Source organism: Pseudomonas sp. Pseusp3, assembly GCF_047304225.1.
In the GTDB taxonomy this organism is placed as follows: domain Bacteria; phylum Pseudomonadota; class Gammaproteobacteria; order Pseudomonadales; family Pseudomonadaceae; genus Aquipseudomonas; species Aquipseudomonas fluorescens_CD.
In genome coordinates this window covers 1-22,662 of record NZ_JBGLYV010000098.1, presented here as the reverse complement: position 1 = coordinate 22,662, position 22,662 = coordinate 1, and the positions used below count along the sequence as shown (strand labels likewise).

Sequence of the window (22,662 nt, the reverse complement as noted above, 5' to 3'; positions counted from 1 at the left end):
CTGTAGGAGCGAGCTTGCTCGCGATAAACGACAGAACACCGCGGGGTGTCAGGCTGCCAGCGTTATCGTTGACGACCATCGCGAGCAAGCTCGCTCCTACAGGCTTTTCAAAGTAACCCGCTGTAAAAGCGGAACCGTTAGTGGCCGTTACCGCAAAAACGGATATGTACACAAAAAAACGTCGCCAGACACAAAGCCTTCGCAAGCAGGCTCGCTCCTGCAAGGTTTGGGTGTGTTTAGACTCAACGAACCCAGCCACGCTCCAGCAAGGGCTTGTCCCAGCATGGCTCATCGCCGAAGTTGTCCACCAGAAAGTCGATCAACGTACGGACTTTCAAGGCCCGGCGCTGGGTGGCGGGATACACCGCGGAAAAGTTGAAAGAGGACAAGGCATATTCCGGCAACACCGGAATCAGCCGGCCGCTGAGCAAGTCATCGCTGGCCACCAGGGTCGGCAGGCAGACAATGCACACACCGGTCTGCGCGTAATCGCGCAGCAAATGCACCGAGTTCGAACGCACCTGGCCCGGCAGGCTCAGCTCCACCTGCTCGTCTTCGCGGGTGAAGATCCAGCGGTTGCGCGATGGATAGCCTTCGTACAAGGCGATCTTGTGTTGCAACAACTCCTGGGGATGGGTGGGCACGCCGAACTCGTCGGCGTAATCAGGCGACATGCAGAACAATCGGCGCACGCTGAACAGCTTGCGCTCGATCAGGGTTTCGGCCATCGGCGGGAACATCTGGAACGCCACATCGAAACCTTCTTCGATGGGGTCCACCACGCGGTCGTTGACGATCACGTCGACCTCGATGTCCGGATACAGTCGGGTGAACTCGGCCAGCATGCGGCCAAAGTGACCGATGGCAAACCCCGGCAGCATCTGCACCCGCAGCTTGCCGGTGGGTTTGGCCCGCAGTTCGCGCATGTGCTCGGTCAGCGAGTTGAAGCCCGCGACCATGTCCGCGCACTCCTTGTAGTACGTCTCGCCCACTTCGGAGAGCCGTACATGACGGGTGCTGCGATGAAACAGCGGCGCGTTGATGAACTGTTCCAGTTGCTGAATACGGTGGGTGATCACCGAGCGGGTCACGCCCAATTGCTGGGCCGCCTTGGCGAAATTGCCCGTTTCGGCAACCCGCACAAAGGCTTCGACACTGAGTAAACGATCCATGGGGCAGGTTCTCTGGAGGCTTTTGTTCTTGTATAAACAGCGGAGGTTAGCTTGTCCCTCCACATCCCGAGCGAAAACCTGTCTGTAGGAGCGAGCTTGCTCGCGAAAAACCAGAGGGCACCGGGTGAGTCAGGTTTCCCGCGTCATCGTTTGCCTCCATCGCGAGCGAGCTCGCTCCTACAGGTCATGGCCGGGATTGAACAGACAAACGTCTCTGCATCGGGAAAACCTGCCAGCCCAGGCGTTCGCTGATCAGCCCCCACACCCCTTGCGGGGCCTTGAGCATCATCACCACCGCCACTACGCCGAGGATGATCATGTACACCGCACCGTACTGCGCCAGGCAGCCGCGCAGCACGAAGTAAATCAGCGTGCCGATCAATGGGCCTTCCAGGGTGCCGATACCGCCGATGATCACGATGAAGATCACCACCGCCGTCCAGTCCTGCAGGTTGAACGCCGCGTCCGGGGAAATTCGCAGTTTTTGCAGGAAGATCAGCGCCCCGACCACGCCCGTGCACCCGGCGGCCAGCACGTAAACCATCAGTTTGGTGCGGAACGTATCGACACCGAGACTGCCGGATGCCGGCTCGGAATCACGGATCGACGCCAGCGCCAGCCCCTGTCGCGAACGCAGCAAGAAGAACACCACGGCCACAGCGGCAATGGCGATGGCCAGCGCGGTGAAATAGATCAGCGTTTCGCGTCCGTCCCGGTCATTACCGATCTGCCGAACAATCGCCGCCGGCAGACTTTGCCCCGAGCCGCCGCCGAGGCTGCTCATCTGCGCCAAGCCCAGGCGAAACACTTCTGCTACCACCCAGGTACCAATGGCGAAGTACGCACCGCGCAGCCGAAACACGATCAGCGCCGTCGGAATCGCCAGCAGCGCGACCAACACGCCAGATAGCAAGACGGCGAACAAGGGCGGCACGCCGAACCGGGTGGCCAGCATAAACAGCAAATAACCACCCAAGCCAACGAACGCTTGTTGTCCGACCGAGACCATGCCGGCGTAACCCGCCAACAGGTTCCACATTTGCGCCAGTGCCAGGTAATACGCGAACTCCACCACCAGACGCAGACTGGCACGATCCGCCCAGAGCGGCGCGCTGAACAGCACCAATACACAGAGCCCCAGCAAGGACAGACCAATCGTGCTGCTGGTGGTCGTGCGTTGTACGCGCCAGGCCAACGCGGGATTATTCAGGGCATTCATCAGTCGACACTCCGGGGAAACAGGCCACGCGGACGCACGACCAGGATCAGCAGAAACACAAGGTGACCGGCGAGGATTTGCCAACCGGGATCGAGCTTCGCGCCCAGGGCTTGCGCGACACCGAGAATCACCCCGCCTGCCAGCGTGCCCCACAAACTGCCCAGGCCACCGATGATCACCGCTTCGAAACCGTACAGCAGGCGCGCCGGCCCCACGGTGGGATCGAAGCTGGTGCGAATCGCCAGGAATATCCCGGCAATCGACACCACCGCCATCGCCAGCGCCATGGCCAGACCGAAGATGTGCGCGTTATTGATGCCCATCAGCCGTGCGGTGTGCTGGTCATCGGACGTGGCGCGAAACGCCCGGCCCAGCGAGGTCTTGTAGAACAGCAGTTGCAGGCCGCCGATGATCAGCAACGCACTGGCGAACACGATCAGCGGCATCACCCCCACACTCAAGCTGCCGATGCCGACACTGGCCACCTCAAGATCGCCTTGGGACAGCTTCTGGCTATCGGCGCTGAAAAACTCCAGCAAGACGTTCTGCACGATGATCGACAGACCGAACGTCACCAGCAACGGCGGCAGGATGTCCGTGCCCAGCGTGCGGTTGAGCAACAACCGTTGCAGCAGATAGCCGAAACAGAACATCAGCGGCACCACGATCAGCAAGCTCGCCAGCGGGCTGAACCCCAGATGAGTGACCACCAGCAGCGCCAGGTACGACGCCAGAACGATGAAGTCGCCGTGGGCGATATTGACCAGGCGCATGATGCCGAACATCAGCGACAGCCCTACCGCGAACATCGCGTACAGGCCGCCGAGCAACATGCCTTGAAGCAAAGTATTGAGCCATTCCATCACTAGATCCCGAAATACGCGGCTTTGATTTGTGCTTTGTCCGCGTCCCCAGGGCGCCCGGTCAGGGACACGCGCCCTTCCTGGAAGCAGTAGAAACGGTCGCAGACACTCAGCGCCTGATTGATGTCTTGCTCAACGAGAATCACCGTGGTGCCGTCGGCCTTGATCGAGGGCAGCGCGGCGTAGATGTCCTTGATCGTCGTCGGCGCCAGGCCCAGGCTGATTTCGTCGCACAACAGCAAATGCGGGTTGGCCATCAGGCCCCGGCCAATCGCAACCATTTGCTGCTGGCCGCCGGACAGAGCAGTGCCGGGTCGTTTGCGCAGTTTTTCCAGCACCGGGAATAGCTGATAGATGCGTTTCAGCGTCCATGGTCCCGGGCGTTTGCTGTAGGCACCGATCAGCAGGTTTTCTTCGACCGTCAGCGAGGGAAACAGCTTGCGGCCTTCCGGCACCAGCGCGATGCCCCGCTCCAACACCTGATTGGCCGCGAGGTCACCAATGGCCTGGCCCTTGAAGTGGATCGCGCCGGGCTGGTTTTTTATCAGCCCGGCCAGCGAACGCAGGAACGTCGATTTGCCCGCGCCGTTGGAGCCGATGATCGCCACGGTTTCACCGGCGTCAAGGGTCAGGCTGATGTCGAACAACGCTTGAAAGTCGCCGTAACCGGCACAGAGTTTTTCAATGGTCAGCATGCGTCAGCTCCCGATGCCCATGTAAATGTCCTGGACCCGAGGGTCGGCCATGACACTGTGCGGCTCGCCTTCGGCCAGTTTGGCGCCGAAGTTGATCACCGTCAGGCGACTGACCACCGCCAGCAAGGCATGCACGATGTGCTCGATCCAGATGATGGCAACACCGGACTTGTGGATGCCTTGAATGGTTTCCACCAATGCCAGGCATTCTGGTTCGGTCAGGCCTCCGGCAATTTCGTCGAGCAACAACAGACGCGGCTGGGTCGACAAGGCCCGGGCCATTTCCAGGCGTTTGCGGTCGAGCAAGGTCAGAGAGCCGGCCAGCACGTTGGCCTTGCGCATCAGGCCGGTGAGCTCCAGTGTTTGCGCACACCACTGACTGGCTTCCTTGTCACGCAACCGCGCACCGAAGGTCGCGCCCACCAACAGGTTCTCGAACACGGTCATTTTCACGAACGGATGCGGAATCTGATGGGAGCGGCCGATGCCTTGCTGACAGCGCTTGAACACCGGTTCGCGGGTGACGTTGCGGCCTTCGAAATGAATCGTGCCTTTGTCCGCCGCCACACCACCGGCGATCAGGTTGAACAGCGTGCTTTTACCCGCGCCGTTGGGGCCGATGATGCCCAGGGCCTCACCCGGTTGCAGGTTCAGGTCGATTGCATCCGTGACCTTCACCTGGCCGTAGCTCTTGTGCACATCGGTCATTTGTAGAAGTGGCTGTTGCATGGTGCACCCGTGTCCTTTTGCCCAATCAATACGTAATGGCCTGCATCTCACCGCCCAACGGAATCGCTGGCGCAGTGGCATTGCTGGTCACGATCAGGTCGTATTTGTTGTCCTTGCCCAGTCGCCACTGGCCGCTGACCAGAGGCGTCTTGGCGACGTTCTTCACCGGTCCGCCGTTCCAGTTGATCGGCCCGACCACGGTGTTGAGGTTGGTCTTGAGCAAGGCATCGCGGACTGCGTGCGCATTACCGACTTCTTCGGTGCGCTTGAGGATGTCCACGGCCAGTTCGAACAGGGCATGCACGAACCCCAACGGTTGCGTCCACTGCTTGCCGGTAGCCTGGGTAAAACCTTGGGCCAGTTGCCCGGCGCTGGCGCCGGTCAATGACGAGCTGAACGGATGCGTCGGGCTCCACCAGATTTCGGTCGACAGATTGTTGCCGGCCTTGCCCAATGCCTCGACTGCCGTCGGGAACAACAATGCCTTGCCCACCGACACGGCTTTCGGATTGAAGCCTTGCTGCCGGGCCTGGGTCCAGAACGTGCTCAGGTCCGGCGGGATGACCACACCGGTGACGATCTCGACGTCGGCCTTTTTGAACGCGGCAATCTGCGCGGAGAAATCGTCGGTCAGACTCTGGAAGCGGCCAGGATCGACCAACTGAAAACCCTTTTGCGCCAGTACCGGCGGGAAACCGAGCTTCTGATCGCCCCACGCATTGCCATCGCCATCGTTGGGGAACAGGCCGCCGACAATTTTGTTGGACGGCATCGCCCCCCACATGGCGCTGTAGGTACCGATTACATCTTCCAGCCCCCAGAAGAAGTGGTAGGTCCACTCAAAGCCCTGCTCCGGCTTGCCGCCACGGGTGAAAAACCACGGTTGCCACGGTGCAACCGTGGAGATGCAGGGAATCTCGTTGATCTCGCACTGGTCGGAGACCGGGTTGGTGGTTTCCGGGGTCGACGACACCAGCATCAGGTCGACCTGATCCGAGAGAATCAGCTCGCTCGCCACTTCCGCCGCGCGGTTGGGGTTGGACTGGCTGTCCTTGACGATGACCTCCAGGCGATAAGCCTTGCCGGCCACGGTGATCGAGTTCTTCAAGACTTGCTTGAGCGACTCGATGATGTAGTTGTCGGCAGCCGCAAAGGGCGCCAACGGCCCGGTCTGCGGGCTGACATAACCGAGCCTGATCACCCGCTCGCTGCCGATGGCAAAGTTGAACGGCAGGCTGGACAGCGCCACGCCACCGGCAGCAACGCCGGTACTGCGAAGAAAATCTCGGCGGGAGAAGCCGCGGCCAAACAGGTTCTTGTCATTGTTATCTGTCATGTAAGTACTCCAAAAGCCTGGACGAACAGGGTCGCCACGTGTGGCTCAGCCAACACGCAGGGTCAGGGGGTAAACCATTGAAATCCGTTTAGAAGAAGGAGCTGACGTCGAATGACGCGACCACTTGCGAGTCCTTTTGCCCGTCGGCATAGGCATCGCGGCCGGGGCCGGAATGGATGTCGTAGCGCAGTTCCGGACGCAGGCGCACGTTGGGTGTCGGCGTCCAGGCCAGGTTGGTGGTCACACCGTAGAAACTGCCCCAGGTCGGATCGGGAATCCCGGTGTGCGGGTCGATATTGGCCATCATCACGTGCACCGGTGCATCGGTGTAGAACCACTCGGCGCGGCTGTTCCACATCAGGTTTTCGCTGAGCTTGTGGTACCAGTTCACGTCCGTGCCATACCATGTGGCGTCGTTTTTGTTGGCAAACCCGGCGAAGGCACCCTGCTCCTGCTTTCCGTAGTTCAACTCCAGCGCCACGCGATTGTTCGGGTCGAGCACTTGCGACAGGGTCAGGTAAGACGCCAGGCGTTTGAGATCGTCATCCTTGGTGCCCGCCGGCAGCGGCGAGCCACAACTGCATTCGGCGAAGCTGTCGCCGGCGCCGTTGCCGTAGATGTTTTCCCAGTCGATCCAGGTGCCGAAATCCGCCGAGCGCCAGCGCACGTTGGCGATGACGTCCGGCGAGTGATTGGGGTCTTGCAGGTTGTTCCAGCCCTGGACGACGCCCAGCTCGAAGCCGAGCATGCTTTCGCCAGGTTTCGAAGGCAGTTTGAACGAATACAGCGCGCCGGCATGTTTGGCCGGGCCGTGCATGAACGAATAGGTGTGCGAGTAGAAGTCAGTCGGTGCCGGGGATGGCAAGGCGAAGCCGATTTCGTTTTCCAGCGGCGTGTGGAAAATCCCGATCATCAGGTCTGAACCGCCGAGCACCGGAAAGTAGAAGTCGGCGTACGCCTGGGCGATGGTGAATGCCGGATCTTCGGCTTTGTTTTCGCGGTTGACGCCCAGGTCTTCGTCCCAGCCGTAGGTTTTGAAGAAGCGCGCGTCTTTGCCGTACAGCGCCGTGACATTGAAGCCCCAGTCAGCCTCTTGCGGCATGGCCCCGGGAAACGGCCCGACGCGGCCGATCACATTGCTCTTGGGTTTTTTCTCCACGGCCAGGGCGAACTGGTTGAGGTTCACACCTTCGTCGGTATTGAAGAAGCTTTGCTTGCTGACGTCATCCGTGCCGTTGTTGTTATAGATCACACCGGCCTGAGCCCAGCCGTAGACCTTGATCCCATGTTCACGCTCAAGGCTGTCGCCGAACACACTGCGTACCAGCGACCCCATCGGATCGTCTGCGGCGCAAGCCATTGAGGGGAACAAAACGTTGGCACCCAGAACGGGTGCGAACAGGGCTGCTGCACAGCCCCATGCACGAATACTCATACCTGCCTTCCTTATTTTTATTAGGCGCCAATCCCCCGAAGGGGCATGTGGCCGAAAGCAAGGTATGACGTCTTGATGAGCCCTGGCTTGAGCTCCACCCGATCGTTGGCGGATCGTGGTGTTCGGCGTAATGGAGGCTACAAGCCAGCCACTACGCCAACAATTCCATTCTCGGCGACTTCAGTGTTTGCGTATTCAGAACAATCCTGGAGCGGGGAAAGCTGAACCTGTGGGAGCGGGCTTGCTCGCGAAAGCGGTGTGTCAGTCGCCATCCGAGTCAGCAGACAGATCCTGTTCGCGAGCAAGCCCGCTCCCACAGGGGGTTGTGGTGTTAGTCAGGCATTGGTTGCCAGCGGATACAGCTGCTCATCGAACTGCGACAGTTTCGGAAACACCAGCGGCTGATCATCGCTCAGGTGTTGCAGGCGGCGGCTGTAGTCGTCGAGGAAGCCCTTGCGCGCTTCATCGCTGATGTATGGCACATGCCAGGCCACGAAGGGTTCCAGCACATCGAACCCGACGTAAGCCAGCGTACCGCGCAGGATCGGCCGCAGCATGTCCTCCAGCGGACCATGAATCGCGCCCTCGCCAAACATGTGTTCACGACCGCCCAGGGTCACGGTCACCAGTGCTTTCTTGCCGGCCAGGCCACCCTGGTCGTAGAAGCGCTTGCCGCCATAGCAGATGCCGGACACCAGCACCCGGTCGATCCAGCCCTTGAGCATGGCCGGGGCGGAGAACCAGAAGATCGGGAAGTTGAGGATCAGCAGGTCGGCCCACAGCAGTTTGTCCAGCTCAGCCTGGATGTCCGCCGCCAGCGACTGGCTCTTCACGCCCAGGCGTTGTTCCAGGGCATAGACCAGGTATTCGGGGTTTTCCCGGTTCGAGAAGTCGGCATCGCTGGCTACCGGGTTCCAGTTCATTTTGTACAGGTCGCTGACCTGCACTTCGTGGCCCTGGGCCTGGAGGGTGGCGACAGCCTGGTCCCGCAGGGCGGCGGTGAAGGATTGCGGCTCCGGGTGAGCGTGGACGATCAGTACTTTCATGGTGGTTCCTTAGACTTGTTCCAGCGAATCGGTTGAAGGTGTAGAGGCGCGCGTGGCCAGCAACCGGTCGAGCCAGTCGGGGTCCATTTGCGGTTCGGAAGAAAACAGCAGCCCGGTGTAGTCCTGATGCGGCGGGGTGAAAATCTGGCTGCGCGAGCCGTGGTCCACCACCCTGCCCCGTTGCATGACCAATACCTCATCGGCAATCGCCCGTACAGTAGCGACATCGTGGGTGATGAACAGGTAGGCCACACCCAGTTGTTGCTGGATGCGGTTGAGCAATTTCAGTACGCCTTCAGCCACCAGTTGGTCGAGGGCCGAGGTCACTTCGTCGCAGATGATCAGTTGCGGTTCGGCCGCCAGGGCCCTGGCGATGCAGATGCGTTGTTTCTGCCCGCCGGACAGTTCCCGGGGCTGGCGATCCATGAAGGTCGCCGGGTCGAGTTCGATCATCTCCAGCAGTTCGGCAACCCGGGCGCGCATGGCCTTACCCTTGAGGCCCAGATAAAACGTCAACGGCCGGCCGATGATGTCGACGATGCGCTGCCTTGGATTCAGCGCCGTGTCGGGGATCTGGTAGATCATCTGGATGCGCCGCAGTTGTTCCTTGCTGCGTTGGCGAAAGTCCGCCGGCAAGGGTTCACCGTCGTACAGCACCTGGCCGTAAGTCGGTGGCAGCAAACCGGTGATCAACCGCGCGGTGGAGCTTTTGCCACTGCCGGACTCGCCGATCACCGCCAGGGTCTGGCCGCGATACAGCTTCAGGGAGACGTCGTGCAGCACCGGTTGCTGGCCGTAGCTGGCGCAGCTGTTGCGCAGTTCCAGCAGGGGTTGTTCCTGTTGCGGGCACGCCTTGGGCTCGGTGCGAAAACTGCGCACCGCCCACAGCGACTTGGTGTAGTCCTCCTGCGGATCGCCGAGCATCTGCCGGGTCTCGGCCTCTTCCACCAGCTTGCCGTGGCGCAGCACCATGATGCGGTCGGCCATCTGCGCCACCACCGCCAGGTCGTGGCTGATGTAGATCGCCGCACTGCCATAGGTCGCGACCGCATCGCGGATGGCCGCCAGCACTTCGATCTGGGTGGTGACGTCCAGCGCGGTGGTCGGTTCGTCGAAGATGATCAGGTCCGGATGGCAGGCCATCGCCATGGCCGTCATCACCCGCTGCAACTGGCCGCCGGACACCTGATGCGGATAACGCTGGCCGATGGTTTCGGGATTGGGCAGGCGCAGCACCCGATACAATTCCACCGCGTCGCGCATGGCCTGGTCGCGGCTCATGCCGCCGTTTTTCACAGCGGTTTCGACGTGCTGGTCGATCAGTCGATGGGCCGGGTTGAACGAGGCTGCCGCGCTCTGCGCCACATAGGCAATCCGCAGGCCCCGCAGTTTGCGCAGGGCTTCAGGTTTGGCGTTGAGCAGGTCGATGCCGTCGAAGTGCACCGAGCCGCCGGTGATCCGGCAGCCGTCGCGGGTATAGCCCATGGCCGACAGGCCGAGGGTCGACTTGCCCGCGCCGGACTCGCCGATCAAGCCCAGCACCTCGCCCCGTTGCAGCGTCAGGTCGATGCCCTTGATCAGCGGATGCCAGGCGTCTTCGTAATGGCCTTCGATGTGCAGGTCGCGAATTTCCAGCAATGGTTTGGTAGTCGTCATGTTCAGCATTCCTTGAGGCCGCTGGATTTGTGCAGCATCCAGTCGACGACGAAGTTGACGCTGACCGTGATCAAGGCCACGGCCAGGGCGGGCAACAGCGGACTGATGTCGCCGAAGGTAATCAGCACCGCGTTGTCGCGCACCATGCTGCCCCAGTCGGCGGTGGGCGGCTGGATGCCCAGGCCGAGGAACGACAGCGCACTGATAAACAGGAACACGAAGCAGAAGCGCAGGCCGAACTCGGCAATCAGCGGTGCCGCCGCGTTCGGCAGCACCTCGCGGGTCACCAGCCACCACAGGCCTTCACCACGCAGGCGTGCGGCTTCGACGAAGTCCTGTACCACCACGTTCATCGCCACGGCACGAGACAGGCGAAACACCCGGGTCGCATCCAGCAGTGCAATCACCAACACCAGCGACGTCGCCGTGGTGCCGACCACGCTGAGGATCAGCAAGGCGAAGATCAGTTGCGGAATGGCCATCAGGATGTCCACCACCCGCGACAATCCCTGATCGACCCAGCCGCCCTTGATCGCCGCGATCAGGCCGCTCAAGCCACCGAGCAGAAACGCCAGGACAGTGGTGAGGAAGGCGATGCCCAGGGTATTGCGCGCGCCATAGACCAGGCGGCTGAACATGTCACGCCCCAGGTTATCGGTGCCCAACAGGAACTGCCCGCCCCAGGGTGCGAAGCCCTCGCCCACCACTTGGGTTTCGCCGAACGGCGCCAATACCGGTGCGAAGATAGCCACCAGCACGTAAAGCAGGATCATAGACAACCCGAACCTGGCGCTCAACGGCGCCCGCCATACTTGTTTCAACAGGCTCATGGTCTACCCCTTCGGATGCATCAGGCGTGGGTTGCTGGCAATCGACAGCACATCGGCGCTGGTGTTGAGCAGGATGTAGGTCGCGGCGAAGATCAGGCTGCAAGCCTGCACCACCGGGATATCGCGCTTGGCCACCGAATCCACCAGCAACTGGCCGAGCCCCGGATAGACAAACACCACCTCGACCACCACCACGCCGACCACCAGGTACGCCAGGTTCAGCGCCACCACGTTGACGATTGGGGCCAGGGCGTTGGGCAAGGCGTGACGGAAGATGATCCGCGACTGGCTGATGCCCTTGAGCCGGGCCATTTCGATGTAGGGGCTGGCCAGCAGGTTGATCAACGAGGCGCGGGTCATGCGCATCATCTGCGCGATCACCACCAGGCTCAGGGTCGCCACCGGCAACACCGAGCGTTGCAGTACCGTGCCCAACGAGGCATCCGGCGCCAGGTTGGAAATGCTCGGGAACCAGTTGAGCTTCACCGCGAACACCAGGATCAGGATGTAGGCAACGAAAAACTCGGGGAACGACACCGCGCTCAGGGCCGAGGTGTTGAGCAACCGGTCGAACCAGCTGTTGCGGTATAACGCCGCGAGCATCCCCAGCAGCAAGGCCAGCGGCACCGACACCAGTGCCGCCAGCAAGGCGAGGCTGAAGGTGTTGCCCAAACGCGCGCCCACCAGTTCAGCAATCGGGCGCTGGTTGGCCAGCGACACGCCGAGGTCACCTTGCAGCAGGTGCCAGATCCAGTGGCCGAAACGGGTCAACGGCGGCAGGTCCAGCCCCAGTTGCGCTCGATACGCCGCCACGGTTTCCGGGGTGGCCGACTGGCCGAGCATGGCCTGGGCGATATCGCCCGGGAGCATGCCGACGGCCAGGAAAATGATCACTGATACCGCGAACAGCGATAACAGCCCCAATGCCAAACGCTGAAGTAGCAACCTGAAAATACTATTCACCGCGCAATTCCTTGAAATGGGCACATTTGTGATGACTGCGAATTTCCCCTGTGGGAGCGGGCTTGCTCGCGAAGCGGCCCTGTCAGTAAACATTTATGGTGACTGACACACCGCATTCGCGAGCAAGCCCGCTCCCACATTTGATCTTCACTGGCTTGACGATTTTTTACGCCTGCCACCACCGCTCGATCACCCGCAGGCCATCCAGCTCGCCATAGGGCGCGGTCTGCCCGCCGTGCACCACGCGGTTGGAACGTGCCGCCACGGAACTGGCGAACAGCGGCACGATCGCCCCGCCCTCGTCCCGGCACAACGCCTGCATTTCGTTGTACATCTCGCGGCGCAGCGGGTCGTTCATCTCGCCGCGGGCGGCGTTGAGCAGCTGGTTGAAGCGCGGGTTGTCCCAGTGGGTTTCGTTCCACGCCGCGCCTTTGGCGTAGCCAATGCTGAACATGCGGTCGGCGGTCAGGCTGCTGTACCAGAACGAAGTGGTGAACGGCTGCTTCATCCACACGTTGGAGAAGAAGCCGTCCGCCGGCTCGCGCACTACATCGATGTCTATCCCGGCGGCGCGGGCCTGTTCCTTGAACAGCACCGAGGCATCCACCGCGCCGGTGTAGGCCGCATCGGAGGCTTGCAGGCGGACCTTGAGCGAATCCAGACCGGCTTTTTTCAGGTAGAAGCGCGACTTGTCCGGATCATAGGTGCGTTGTTCCAGCGCGGTGTTGATGAAGCGGCTGCCGGGCTGAATCGGGTGGTCGTTGCCCACCAGGCCGTAGCCGTGCAGCACCGAAGCCAGCAGGGTTTCGCGGTTGATCGCGTGCTTCATCGCCAGACGCACGTCATTGTTGAGGAACACCTGGCTGTCGGTGAGCATCGGGAAGGTGTAGTGCTGGGCGCCTTTGGTTTCTTCGATGACCAGGTTCGGGTTGCGCTTGAGCAGCGCGACGGTTTTCAGGTCGACCTTATTGATCACGTCCACTTGCCCGGTGACCAGCGCATTGACCCGTGCCGCACCGTCGGAAATGGCAATCAACTCGGCGCTGGCGAAGTGTGCCCGGCCCGGTTTCCAGTAATCGGGGCTGCGCTCCAGGGTCATGCGCACGCCCGGCTCGAAGTCCTTGAGGCGATAGCCACCGGTGCCGGCACCGGCCTGCCAGTCGGCCATGCCATCCTTGCCCGGCATGATCGCCAGGTGGTAATCGGCGACCACGTAGGAGAAATCGGCGTTACCCGAGTGCAGTTCGAACACCACGCTGTCGCTGCCATTGGCGCTGACCTTGGCCACGTCGCCCAATACAGTCTTGGCCGCCGAGGTGGATTTCTCGCCGAGGTGATGCTGGATCGAAGCGACCACGTCGTCGGCGGTCAGGGTCTTGCCGTTGTGGAAGGTCACGCCCTGGCGAACCTTGAACGTCCAGACACGCGCGTCGGGGGTCGAGGTCCAGCTTTCGGCCAGTTCGGGGATGGCCGTGCCGTCGACGGCAATTTCGGTCAGGGTGTTATAGACCGCCGAGAAGCCGACGAAGGTGAAGGTGTCGGACCAGGAGCCAGGGTCCCTGGAGTCGGTGGTGCTGCCACCGGCCAGGCCCAGACGCAGCACGCCACCGGGTTTTGGCGTGGCCTCCCCGGCAAAGGCGCCAAACGGCAGCCCCATGGAGAACGCTCCGGCCACCGCCGCAGCCGCCGCGCTGTACTTGAGGAAATCTCTGCGCGGGAAGCTGAATTCATGGTTCGCTTGAGTAATCTTGTTTTTGTTATCGCTCATTGCATTGCCCCTGATCAAACGCTAATGGAATACCAATTCAATGCCACGCAAAGCACCGGGCCAGGGCCCGGTGCATACAACGTTTGAATCGCCAGCCGTCACACCTGGATCGCCTTCACTTCGACGAACTCGTTCAGTCCCTCTTCCCCCCACTCCCGACCATTGCCCGATTGTTTGTAGCCACCGAACGGCGCCTGATAATTGAACGCCGCGCCATTGAGGAAGCACTGGCCGGCGCGCATCTGCCGCCCCAGTTGCAAGGCACGCTCGGCACTGCCGGCCCAGACGCCGCTGGACAGGCCGAACGGTGAGTCATTGGCGATCTGGATCGCTTGCGCCTCATCGGTGTAGGGAATCAGGCACAGCACCGGGCCGAAGATTTCTTCCTGGGCGATGCGCATGCGGTTGTCGACATCGGCGAACAGCGTCGGGCTGACATAGAACCCGCGCTCGAACGCCGCCGGTGTGTCACCGCCACACAGCAACCGTGCGCCTTCCTGTTGACCGACCTTGATGTAGTCGAGCACGGTGCGCCGTTGCCCGGCCGAACACATCGGGCCGAGGAAACTTTGCGGGTCGAGGGGATCGCCCATGCGCAGGCTCAAGGTTTCCGCCAGCGCCAGTTCGACGGCCTCGGCGTAGCGGCTGGCTGGCAGCAGCATGCGGGTCAGCGCGGTGCAGGTCTGGCCGGAGTTGATCATCACGTCCTGCACGCCGTAGCGCACGGCCGCTGCCAGGTCCGCATCCTCGGCGATCAGCAGCGGCGACTTGCCGCCCAGTTCCAGGCACACCCGTTTCACCGAAGGCGCCGCTGCCTGCGCGACCCGCACCCCGGCGCCGGTGGACCCGGTGAACGACACCATGTCCACGTCCGGGTGTTTGGCCAGTGCTTCGCCGACTTTCGAACCCGGCCCGCTGACCAGGTTGAACACCCCGGCCGGCAAACCGATGTCCTCGATCATCTGCGCCAGCAGGAAGGCGTGCAGCGGCGTGTCCTGGCTCGGCTTGACCACCACCGTGCAACCGGCGGCCAGTGCCGGGGCCAGTTTGCCGATCAACTGGTGCAGCGGGTAGTTCCACGGATTGATGAACGCGCAGACGCCCACCGCTTCGCGAATCACCAGCGAGTTGCCGACTTCGCGCACTTCGTCCATCAGCCCGGCCAGCTCGACGTACTGCTCAAGGCCGAGGATCGGCCCGTCGACCTGCACCGAGCGACACCATTGCACCGGCATGCCCAGTTCAGCGGTGATGACCGAGGCCATCTCATCGGCACGATTGCGCAATTGCTCAGCCAGGGCGCGAATGCAGCCGGCGCGCACACTGGACGGCGTACGCGACCATGAATCGAATGCCCGGCGGGCCGCCGACACGGCATTGTCGACATCGCGCTCATCGCCCAGCGGCACGCTGCCTGCCACTTCTTCGGTTGCCGGGTTGATCACCTCGGCGATGCCCTGCCCCGACGGTTTTTGCCAGCGGCCATCAATAAACAGTGTCTTGTAATCAAGCATGAACCTGGGCCTCCATCAGTTCTCGGGCACAACGGGCAATGCGCTGGCAGGCGTCGCGCAGCGGTTCGGTATCGACCACCAGACCGAGTCGAATGTGCCCCGCCGCGCTCGGACCAAAGGCCTCGCCAGCCAATACCGAAACGCCGTGGCGATCCAGTAGTCGGTCGGCAAACGCCTGGGCGCTGAGCCCGGTTTCGCGGATATCGAGCATCACGAACATGCCACCATCGGGTTTCAACGGCCGCACGCCGGGGCAATCGGCCAGGCTGTCGCACACCAGGTCGCGACGCTGGCGATAGGCGTCGCGCATGGCTTCGAGTTCCGGCAGGTTGCTTTCCAGGGCCACCACGGCGGCGTCCTGAATGAAATCCGGCGAGCCGTAGAGCATGCATAGCGCGAGGTTTTCCAGGTGCGCGGCCAACGATGGCGGCGCCACCACCCAGCCGACGCGCCAACCGGTCATGGCGTGGGATTTCGACAGACTGTTGAGGGTCGCCGTGCGCTCGGCCATGCCCGGCAGGCTAGCCGGGCTGACGTGTTCGCCTTCGAACAGCAATTCGCTGTAGACCTCGTCGGAAATCAACCACAGGTCGTGGCCGATGCACAACTCAGCCAAGGCGGCCCACGTGCTGCGCGGCAGACTTGCGCCGGACGGGTTGTGCGGGCTGTTCAGTGCCAGTGCCCGGGTGCGTGGCGTGATGCGCGCGGCGACATCCTCGGGCAACACGCGAAAGCCGTTTTCCGAGCGCACCGGTACCGGCACCACCACAGCGCCGCAAGCACCGAACACCGCTTCGTAGGTCACGTACATCGGTTCGGCGACGATCACTTCGTCACCGGGATTGAGTACACACTGGGCCACGCTGAACAGCGCACATTGCGCCCCGGCCAGCACGGTGACCTGATCCGCCGAAACGGCTTGGCCACTGCGCTGGTGGTGGCGTCTGGCGATGGCTTCACGCAGGGCTCGCTTGCCGCGCACCTCGGCATAGTGCGTGTTTCCATTGAGCAGGCTGTCGATGGCGCCCTGCACGATGGGCTGTGGCGTGTCGAAATCCGGGTCGCCCACGGACAGCAGCAAAATGTCTTCGCCCTGCTCGCGCAGCGCCAGGGCGCGGTAGTGAATATCCCACGCGGCTGCGCCATCACCGGCGATACGTTGAGTCAGATCGGAAAAGCGCATGGCCTTCCTCCTATAAACATGATCCCTGTAGGAGCGAGCATGCTCGCGAAAAACGTTAGGGCAACCCGGTCATTCAGACAGCGCGCGTAATCGTTGACGTCCATCGCGAGCGTGCTCGCTCCTACAGTGAACTCAGCGAACGCAAGCATGCTTGAGCTCAATCAGGGTGACGCCGTTGCGAGTGAAGCCATGGCGCAGGTCGGTTTGCAGTTCCGCGAGGTTCTGCGGCTGGGTCACGGTGCAGCCGAACGCACGAGCGAGGGCGGCGAAATCCGGGTTGCGCGGCAATACGCCGATGGGCTCGATGTTCAGGCCGAGCATGTCGTCGCGGATCTGCCCCAGCGCGTCGTTGTTCCACAGCAGCACCACCAGCGGGCTGTCCAGTTCCTCGACGGCGGTCGCCAGTTCCTGCGCGGTGTAGAGGAACCCGCCGTCGCCCACCAGCACCAGCCCCGGTCGCTGCGGTGCGCCGAACTTGGCGCCGATACCGGCCGGCAGGCCGTAACCCAGGGTGCCGTAGCCGGTCGGATGCAACCAGCTGCGGGTGGCGGCACTGTCAAAGGCGTAGTTGCCGGTGTAGGCCAGTTGGGTCATGTCGGTGCTGATGAAGGCGTTTTCCGGCAGCTCCGCAGCAATACGGTCGAGAATCGATTGATGGATGGACTGCAACGGGCCATGGCTGGCCTTGACCGCTTCGCGCAGTGCGGCAACCGAGGCAATGGCTGCGCGAGCGTCGCGCACGTCGGACGGCAGGCGCTCGAGCAAACCGCTGAGGGTTTGTTGCGCGTCGCCATGCAACGCCACCGCGCATGGGTAGAAATCATTGAATTTGCGTGGGTCGATATCGACGCGCAGCAGTTCGCCATTGACTGGCAGGCGTTCGCGCCAGAAGTCGGTGTCGGCCATTTCGGTGCCGACCGCCAGCACCACATCGGCCTCGGCAATCAGATTCCAACCCGGTTCCACACACAGCGAGGAGCCGGCGTTGAGTGGCGCACCCGGCGGCAGCAAGCCCTTGCCGGCGACGCTGGTGAACAGCGGAGCAGCAAGTCGGGTGCTGATCTCTTGCAGTTGCGAAGTGGCGTTGAGTGCACCACCACCGGCGATGATCATCGGGCGTTTCGCCTCGTTGAGTTTGGCCACGGCCTGATCGATTGCAGTGGCGGCCGCCGGACCACGCCCCGGACGACGCACCACGTCGTTGCTCCAGTCACGCGCGATCGGCGCCGACAGCACATCCAGCGGCACCGAGATGTGCACCGGGCGCGGCCGCTCGCTGTCGAACACCGCGTAGGCTCGGGCGATCAGTTCCGGCAGGTCTTCGGCGGTCAGTGCCACTGCGGAAAACGCGGTGATCGGCGCTGTCATTGCCCGCTGGTCCTGACACTCGTGCAGGCTGCCCCAGCCCTTGCCGAGGCTGGCGCTGTGGTTGACGCTGGAAATCACCAGCATCGGGATCGAGTCGGCGTAGGCCTGGCCGATGCCGGTGGCGGCGTTGGTTACGCCCGGGCCGGTGATGATGAAGCACACGCCGGGTTTGCCGCTGACCCGGGCGTAGCCGTCGGCCATGAAACTGGCGCCCTGTTCATGGCGGGTCAGGACGTGGCGAATGCCACTGCCGGGCAAGCCGCGATACAGCTCCAGGGTGTGTACGCCGGGGATGCCGAACACGGTATCGACGCCGTAGTTGGCCAACAGGCGCACCAGCGCCTGGCCACCGGTCAAGGTTTTGCTTTGCATGTTCATGTCCTCACTCATGGCCGAGGCGAATCAACGCATCGACCGCGGTCGTGCCATGGGCACCGACCAACAATGGGTTCACATCGAGCTCCAGCAATTGCGCGGCGTTTTCGCAGGCGTAATCGGCCACCGCGCGGATCGCCGTCACCAGGGCATCCAGGTCAGCCGACTCGCGCCCCCGGAAACCTTGCAGCAACGGTGCGCTGCGCAGGCTGAGCAAGGCATTGCGGATCGCGCCGTCGGTGGTCGGCAGCAACAGGCTGCGACTGTCCTTGAGCAGCTCGACCAGAATGCCGCCGGCACCGATCACCAGGGCCAGGCCGAAATCGTTTTCGCGTTTGATGCCGACGATCAGCTCGGCCAGTGGCGGCCTGGCCATCGGTTCCAGCAACAGTTGATCGAACGGTACGCCCGGGGCGTAGGCGGCAATGCTGCTGCGCATCCTCTCCAGTGCGGCGCTCAATGCCGCACCGTCCTTGAGATTCAGCGCCACGGCACCGGCCTCGGTCTTGTGCGGCAGCTGTGCACTGACGGCTTTCAATACCAGCGGATAACCCAGCGACTCGGCGTCCTTCAGGGCTTTATCCGGGGTGCTCAGTACGCCGTTTGGCGTCGGCAGGCCAAAGGCTCGCAAGGCCTGTTTGGAATCCCATTCATTGAGCAAAAGCCCCTCACCGTCCAGTGCTTGCGGGCACAGCGGGACCAACGCCGATTCGCCCAGCGCCAGCAAGGCCTGGCGCTTGCGTTGATAACCGGCGATGCGACCCCACGCGGCCAGCCCGTCTTCAACGCCCTGCAATGCCGCGACGCCTTGCGCGTGCAAACGCTCACGGGCATGGGCCGGCAGCAATTCGGGGAAGGCCGAGGTCACGAAACCGGTCTTGCCGTGACGCGCCAGTGCCGCGTAGTACAGCTCCAGCAGCAGGTCGCATTCCTTGCGCTCGCCGGTAAACTCCGCCGGATAGTCGAGCACCAGCATCGCCGCGTCGGCTTCGGTGCGCAACGCGCTGTCGAGCATGCGGTTCAAGGCTTCGCCGTCACCCCAGATTGCCGTGGTGAAATCCAGCGGGTTGACCAGGTTGGCGTAGCCCGGCAGCACCTGGGCCAGTTCAACCACCTGACCGTCGTCGAGCTTGGGCAAGCCCAGGTCATTGCGTTCGGCGTAGTCGGCAATCAGCCCGGCGTCACCACCGGAACAGGCCAGCGCGATCAGGCTGTTGCCCGCTGGCAGGTTGCCGCAGGCCGCGGCCTTGAGGGTTTCGACAAAACTCACCGGGCCGCTGACGCGGATTACCCCGAGACGATCGAACAGCGCGTCGTACAGTGCATCGGAGCCGGAGAGCGAACTGGTGTGACTCAAGGCCAGCTCGGCGCCGATCTGCGACACGCCGGTTTTCAGGGCAATGATCGGGATGCCCTTCTCCAGTGCCTTATGCGCGGCGCGGGCGAAACCCGGCACGTTCTTCAGGCCTTCGAGGTGCAGGCCGATGGCGGTGACCCGAGGTTCGTCGAGCAACACGTCCATCAGTTCAGCGACACCCAGTTGCGCCTGATTGCCGACCGAGGCCATGTAGGCCACCGGCAGCGAGCGGTCGCTCATGGACAGGTTGTAGGCGAAGTTGCCGCTCTGGGTCAGCACTGCCACGCCCTTCTCCACCGCTTTGCCGCCATGGGCCACCGGCCACAGCGCGGAGCTGTGCAGGTAGTCGAGCAGGCCGTAGCAGTTGGGGCCGAGCAAGGCCATGTCGCCAGCGGCCTCGAGCAATTGCTGTTGCAGGGCCTGGCCTTCGGCGCCGGTCTCGGCGAAACCGGAGGCGTAGCAGATCGCGCCGCCCGCGCCGATGGCGGCCAGTTCGGCCACGCAGGTCAGGGTCAGTTCGCGGTTGGTGGCGATGAAGACTGCATCCGGCCCGCATGGCAGATCGGCAATAGTGCGCACGCAGGGTACGCCTTCGAGGCTGTCGTGTTGCGGGTTGACCAGCCACATTTGCCCTTGGTAGCCACCTTCGGCACAGCGCTTGAGGGCACGCGCCATGCTCCGGCCGCCGACAAACGCCACATGTTGCGGCGCGAGCATGCGTTTGAGGTTGTCACGAATGGTTTGGGTCATGGGAACTCTCCGGACCGATCAGCGCAGCAGCGGCCGCAGCAGCTCGCGGGAAATGATGTGGCGCTGGATTTCCGAGGTGCCTTCCCAGATCCGTTCGATCCGCGCGTTACGCCAGATGCGCTCCACCGGACCTTCGTCCATCAGGCCCATGCCGCCGAAAATCTGCACCGCCTCATCGGCGGTACGGCCGAGCACTTCACTGGCGAACAGCTTGGCCATGCCGGCCTCGCCATCGGTCATGGTGCCCTGGTCCATTTTCCACGCGGTGTGCAGGGTCAGCAGTTCGGCGGCGCGGATTTGCGTGGCCATGTCGGCCAATTTGAACGACACGCCCTGGTAGGTGCCGATCGGCTGGCCGAACTGCTTGCGGTCTGCCGCCCATTGCAAGGACACGTCCAGCGCGCGCTGGGCCTGACCGACGCAGTTGGCCGCGACCATCACGCGCCCGGCGGTCAGCCAGGCGTTGGCCACGTCCCAACCCTTGCCGACTTCGCCCAACACTTTGCTGGCCGGTACGCGGCAGTCGTCGAAGAACATTTCGAAGGTGTGGTAACCACGGTTGCTCACGCACTTGGGCCCACGGCGGATGGTCATGCCCGGGGTGTTGCGGTCGACCAGGAACGACGTCACGGCATTGCGCTTCTTGCCGTTGTGTTCGTAGGTGTCGGTGACGGCGAAGACAATGGCGAAGTCAGCATGGCCGGCGTGGCTGATGAAGTGCTTGCTACCGTTGAGAATGAAGTCGTCGCCTTCACGCACGGCGCGGGTCTTGATCGCATTGGCATCGGAGCCGGCACCCGGCTCGGTCAATGCGAAGCAGTCGATCTTCTCGCCCTGGATGCACGGCAGCAGGTAGTCATTGATCTGCTCGCCCTTGCAGGCCATGAGGATTTTCGACGGCCGCGCGACGAACACGTGCAGCGCCCAGGACACCTTGGACAGTTCACGTTCGATCAGCGCCTGGGACAGGTAATCCAGGCCACCACCGCCCACTTCTTCCGGCATGTTGAAGGCGTAGAAGCCGGCGGCAATCGCCTTGCCGCGAATCTGCGCGGCCAGTTCCGGGGACACCTCGTCGGCGCGGTCGACTTGCTCTTCATAGGGCAGCAGTTCCTTCTCGACGAAGCTGCGTACCGAGTCCACCAACATTTCTTGTTCTTGGGTCAGTTGGAAATTCATGGTGCTACCTGTTGTTCGTGTGCTGATAGAGGTGTGCAAAGCGTTCGTTATTAGCGGCCGATGAAGCGTGCCGGGCGTTTTTCCATGGCGGCGCGCAGGGCTTCGTTGCCGTCCTCGCTGCGACCGCAGAGCAGGCCCGCGGCGAGTTCGGCCTGCAGTTGTTCCGCCAGGCTGCGTTCGGCGCCTTCACGCATGAGTTTTTTGGTCTGGGCGAAGGCAAAGGTCGGTCCGGCGGCCAGGCGTGCGGCCAGTTCACTGGCTGCGGTCAGCAGTTGCTCGTCGGCGCAAACTTCACCGACCAGGCCCGCGACCAAGGCACGCTCGGCGCCCCACAACTCATCGAGAAACAGCAGGCGCTTGGCCTGTTCGCTGCCGATCAGGCGCGGCAGGTGCCAACTGGCGCCCGCATCCGGCGAATACGCCATGCTGGTGTAGCCGGCCTTGAAGCGGGCCGATTGCCCGGCGATGCGCAGGTCGCAGCACAGGGTCAGGTCCATCCCGGCGCCGACGGCAGTGCCGTTGATGGCGGCGATGGTCGGTTTTTCCAGGCTGTGCAGGCGGGTCATCAGAGCGTGGGCGGTTTCGGTCCAGCCGTAGGTTTCCAGCGCGCCCCGGGCTTCGGCATCAGCCCATTCATCGAGGTCGGCACCGGCGCAGAAGCTGCGGCCGCTACCGGTCAACACCACCACGCGCACCGCAGGGTCGGCGTTGAAACCGTCGAGCAAGGCGTGCAGGTTTTTCAGCGTCGGAATGTCCAGCGCATTGCGCTGGGCAGTGCGATTGAGGGTGATCCAGGCAACGCCTGCTTCGACCTGGCTGAGCAGCGACGATTGAGTGGTCATGGGAATCCTCGAATTATTGTGATTGGTCTGAGGTGATGCGACTTGAGACCATACTAAACGAGTGTTCAGTAAGGCGGCAATTGGTGGAGAAATGGGCTGTAACAAGCTCAGCAGATGGTTAAACCATTGTTTTTATTGAGCTATTTCAAAAATGGCGGGCATAAGCCGTTGGTGTTGTTACAACTTCGAACAACTGGTGACACAGGACATGTCGCATGTTCTCTCATCCGCCTCAAAACACCTGTAGGAGCGAGCTTGCTCGCGAAAATTTCAAGCACACCGCGATCAATCAGACAATGCACGTCTTCGTTAACGTCCTTCGCGAGCAAGCTCGCTCCTACAGGGCACTTCAGTGTTCGCAAATGCCGTGTACGCCACAAAG

General features: G+C 62.5%; 18 protein-coding genes. All 18 read right to left on the bottom strand.

Annotated elements, in window-relative coordinates; genetic code table 11:
* Positions 1–242 precede the first annotated feature (242 nt).
* The 18 genes from ACCD00_RS24975 to ACCD00_RS24890 all read right to left on the bottom strand — a co-directional run bounded on the left by ACCD00_RS24975 (position 243) and on the right by ACCD00_RS24890 (position 22,280).
* Positions 243–1,172, bottom strand: a complete 930-nt coding sequence (locus ACCD00_RS24975) for a LysR family transcriptional regulator (protein ID WP_322617901.1) — start codon at positions 1,170–1,172, stop codon at positions 243–245.
* Between the two features lie 184 nt (positions 1,173–1,356).
* Entirely contained in the window at positions 1,357–2,391 is a 1,035-nt protein-coding gene (locus ACCD00_RS24970) for a branched-chain amino acid ABC transporter permease (protein ID WP_413427986.1), read from the bottom strand.
* A complete protein-coding gene (locus tag ACCD00_RS24965) occupies positions 2,391–3,254 on the bottom strand; it encodes a branched-chain amino acid ABC transporter permease (protein WP_413427985.1) in 864 nt (287 codons plus the stop codon). The genes ACCD00_RS24970 and ACCD00_RS24965 overlap by 1 nt, the downstream gene beginning before the upstream one ends.
* Positions 3,255–3,256: 2 nt before the next feature.
* Positions 3,257–3,949 carry an ABC transporter ATP-binding protein gene (locus tag ACCD00_RS24960; protein WP_413427984.1) on the bottom strand — a complete coding sequence of 231 codons (693 nt, stop codon included), beginning with the start codon at positions 3,947–3,949 and terminating at the stop codon, positions 3,257–3,259.
* A 3-nt stretch (positions 3,950–3,952) separates the two neighbouring features.
* Positions 3,953–4,678, bottom strand: coding sequence for an ABC transporter ATP-binding protein (locus ACCD00_RS24955; protein WP_413427983.1), 726 nt, complete (start codon positions 4,676–4,678; stop codon positions 3,953–3,955).
* Between the two features lie 25 nt (positions 4,679–4,703).
* Positions 4,704–6,014: an ABC transporter substrate-binding protein gene (locus ACCD00_RS24950; protein ID WP_413427982.1), complete on the bottom strand. Its 1,311-nt coding sequence runs from the start codon at positions 6,012–6,014 to the stop codon at positions 4,704–4,706.
* An 88-nt stretch (positions 6,015–6,102) separates the two neighbouring features.
* Positions 6,103–7,449, bottom strand: coding sequence for an outer membrane beta-barrel protein (locus ACCD00_RS24945; protein ID WP_413427981.1), 1,347 nt, complete (start codon positions 7,447–7,449; stop codon positions 6,103–6,105).
* Positions 7,450–7,784: 335 nt separating this feature from the next.
* Positions 7,785–8,495, bottom strand: a complete 711-nt coding sequence (locus ACCD00_RS24940; RefSeq protein ID WP_413427980.1) for an NAD(P)H-dependent oxidoreductase — start codon at positions 8,493–8,495, stop codon at positions 7,785–7,787.
* A gap of 9 nt (positions 8,496–8,504) precedes the next feature.
* Positions 8,505–10,151, bottom strand: coding sequence for an ABC transporter ATP-binding protein (locus ACCD00_RS24935; protein ID WP_413427979.1), 1,647 nt, complete (start codon positions 10,149–10,151; stop codon positions 8,505–8,507).
* A 2-nt stretch (positions 10,152–10,153) separates the two neighbouring features.
* On the bottom strand, positions 10,154–10,981 hold the full coding sequence (locus tag ACCD00_RS24930) for an ABC transporter permease (RefSeq protein ID WP_413427978.1): 828 nt from the start codon (positions 10,979–10,981) through the stop codon (positions 10,154–10,156).
* Between the two features lie 3 nt (positions 10,982–10,984).
* A complete protein-coding gene (locus ACCD00_RS24925) occupies positions 10,985–11,944 on the bottom strand; it encodes an ABC transporter permease (RefSeq protein WP_413427977.1) in 960 nt (319 codons plus the stop codon).
* 166 nt (positions 11,945–12,110) lie between these two features.
* Complete coding sequence (locus ACCD00_RS24920; RefSeq protein WP_413427976.1) at positions 12,111–13,712, bottom strand: ABC transporter substrate-binding protein; 1,602 nt, start codon at positions 13,710–13,712, stop codon at positions 12,111–12,113.
* Between the two features lie 98 nt (positions 13,713–13,810).
* Positions 13,811–15,226, bottom strand: a complete 1,416-nt coding sequence (locus ACCD00_RS24915) for an aldehyde dehydrogenase family protein (protein WP_413427975.1) — start codon at positions 15,224–15,226, stop codon at positions 13,811–13,813.
* A complete protein-coding gene (locus ACCD00_RS24910) occupies positions 15,219–16,409 on the bottom strand; it encodes a pyridoxal phosphate-dependent aminotransferase (protein WP_413427974.1) in 1,191 nt (396 codons plus the stop codon). The genes ACCD00_RS24915 and ACCD00_RS24910 overlap by 8 nt, the downstream gene beginning before the upstream one ends.
* 132 nt (positions 16,410–16,541) lie before the next feature.
* Positions 16,542–18,149, bottom strand: a complete 1,608-nt coding sequence (locus tag ACCD00_RS24905; RefSeq protein ID WP_413427987.1) for a 5-guanidino-2-oxopentanoate decarboxylase — start codon at positions 18,147–18,149, stop codon at positions 16,542–16,544.
* 10 nt (positions 18,150–18,159) lie between these two features.
* The gene (locus ACCD00_RS24900; protein ID WP_413427973.1) at positions 18,160–20,259 is read right to left on the bottom strand and encodes an acetate--CoA ligase family protein; all 2,100 of its coding nucleotides are present in this window, start codon (positions 20,257–20,259) and stop codon (positions 18,160–18,162) included.
* Between the two features lie 18 nt (positions 20,260–20,277).
* Positions 20,278–21,438: an acyl-CoA dehydrogenase family protein gene (locus ACCD00_RS24895; protein ID WP_008021395.1), complete on the bottom strand. Its 1,161-nt coding sequence runs from the start codon at positions 21,436–21,438 to the stop codon at positions 20,278–20,280.
* Between the two features lie 50 nt (positions 21,439–21,488).
* Positions 21,489–22,280 (bottom strand): enoyl-CoA hydratase/isomerase family protein, encoded by a 792-nt coding sequence (locus ACCD00_RS24890; protein ID WP_413427972.1) that lies wholly within the window; start codon positions 22,278–22,280, stop codon positions 21,489–21,491.
* Positions 22,281–22,662 lie beyond the last annotated feature (382 nt).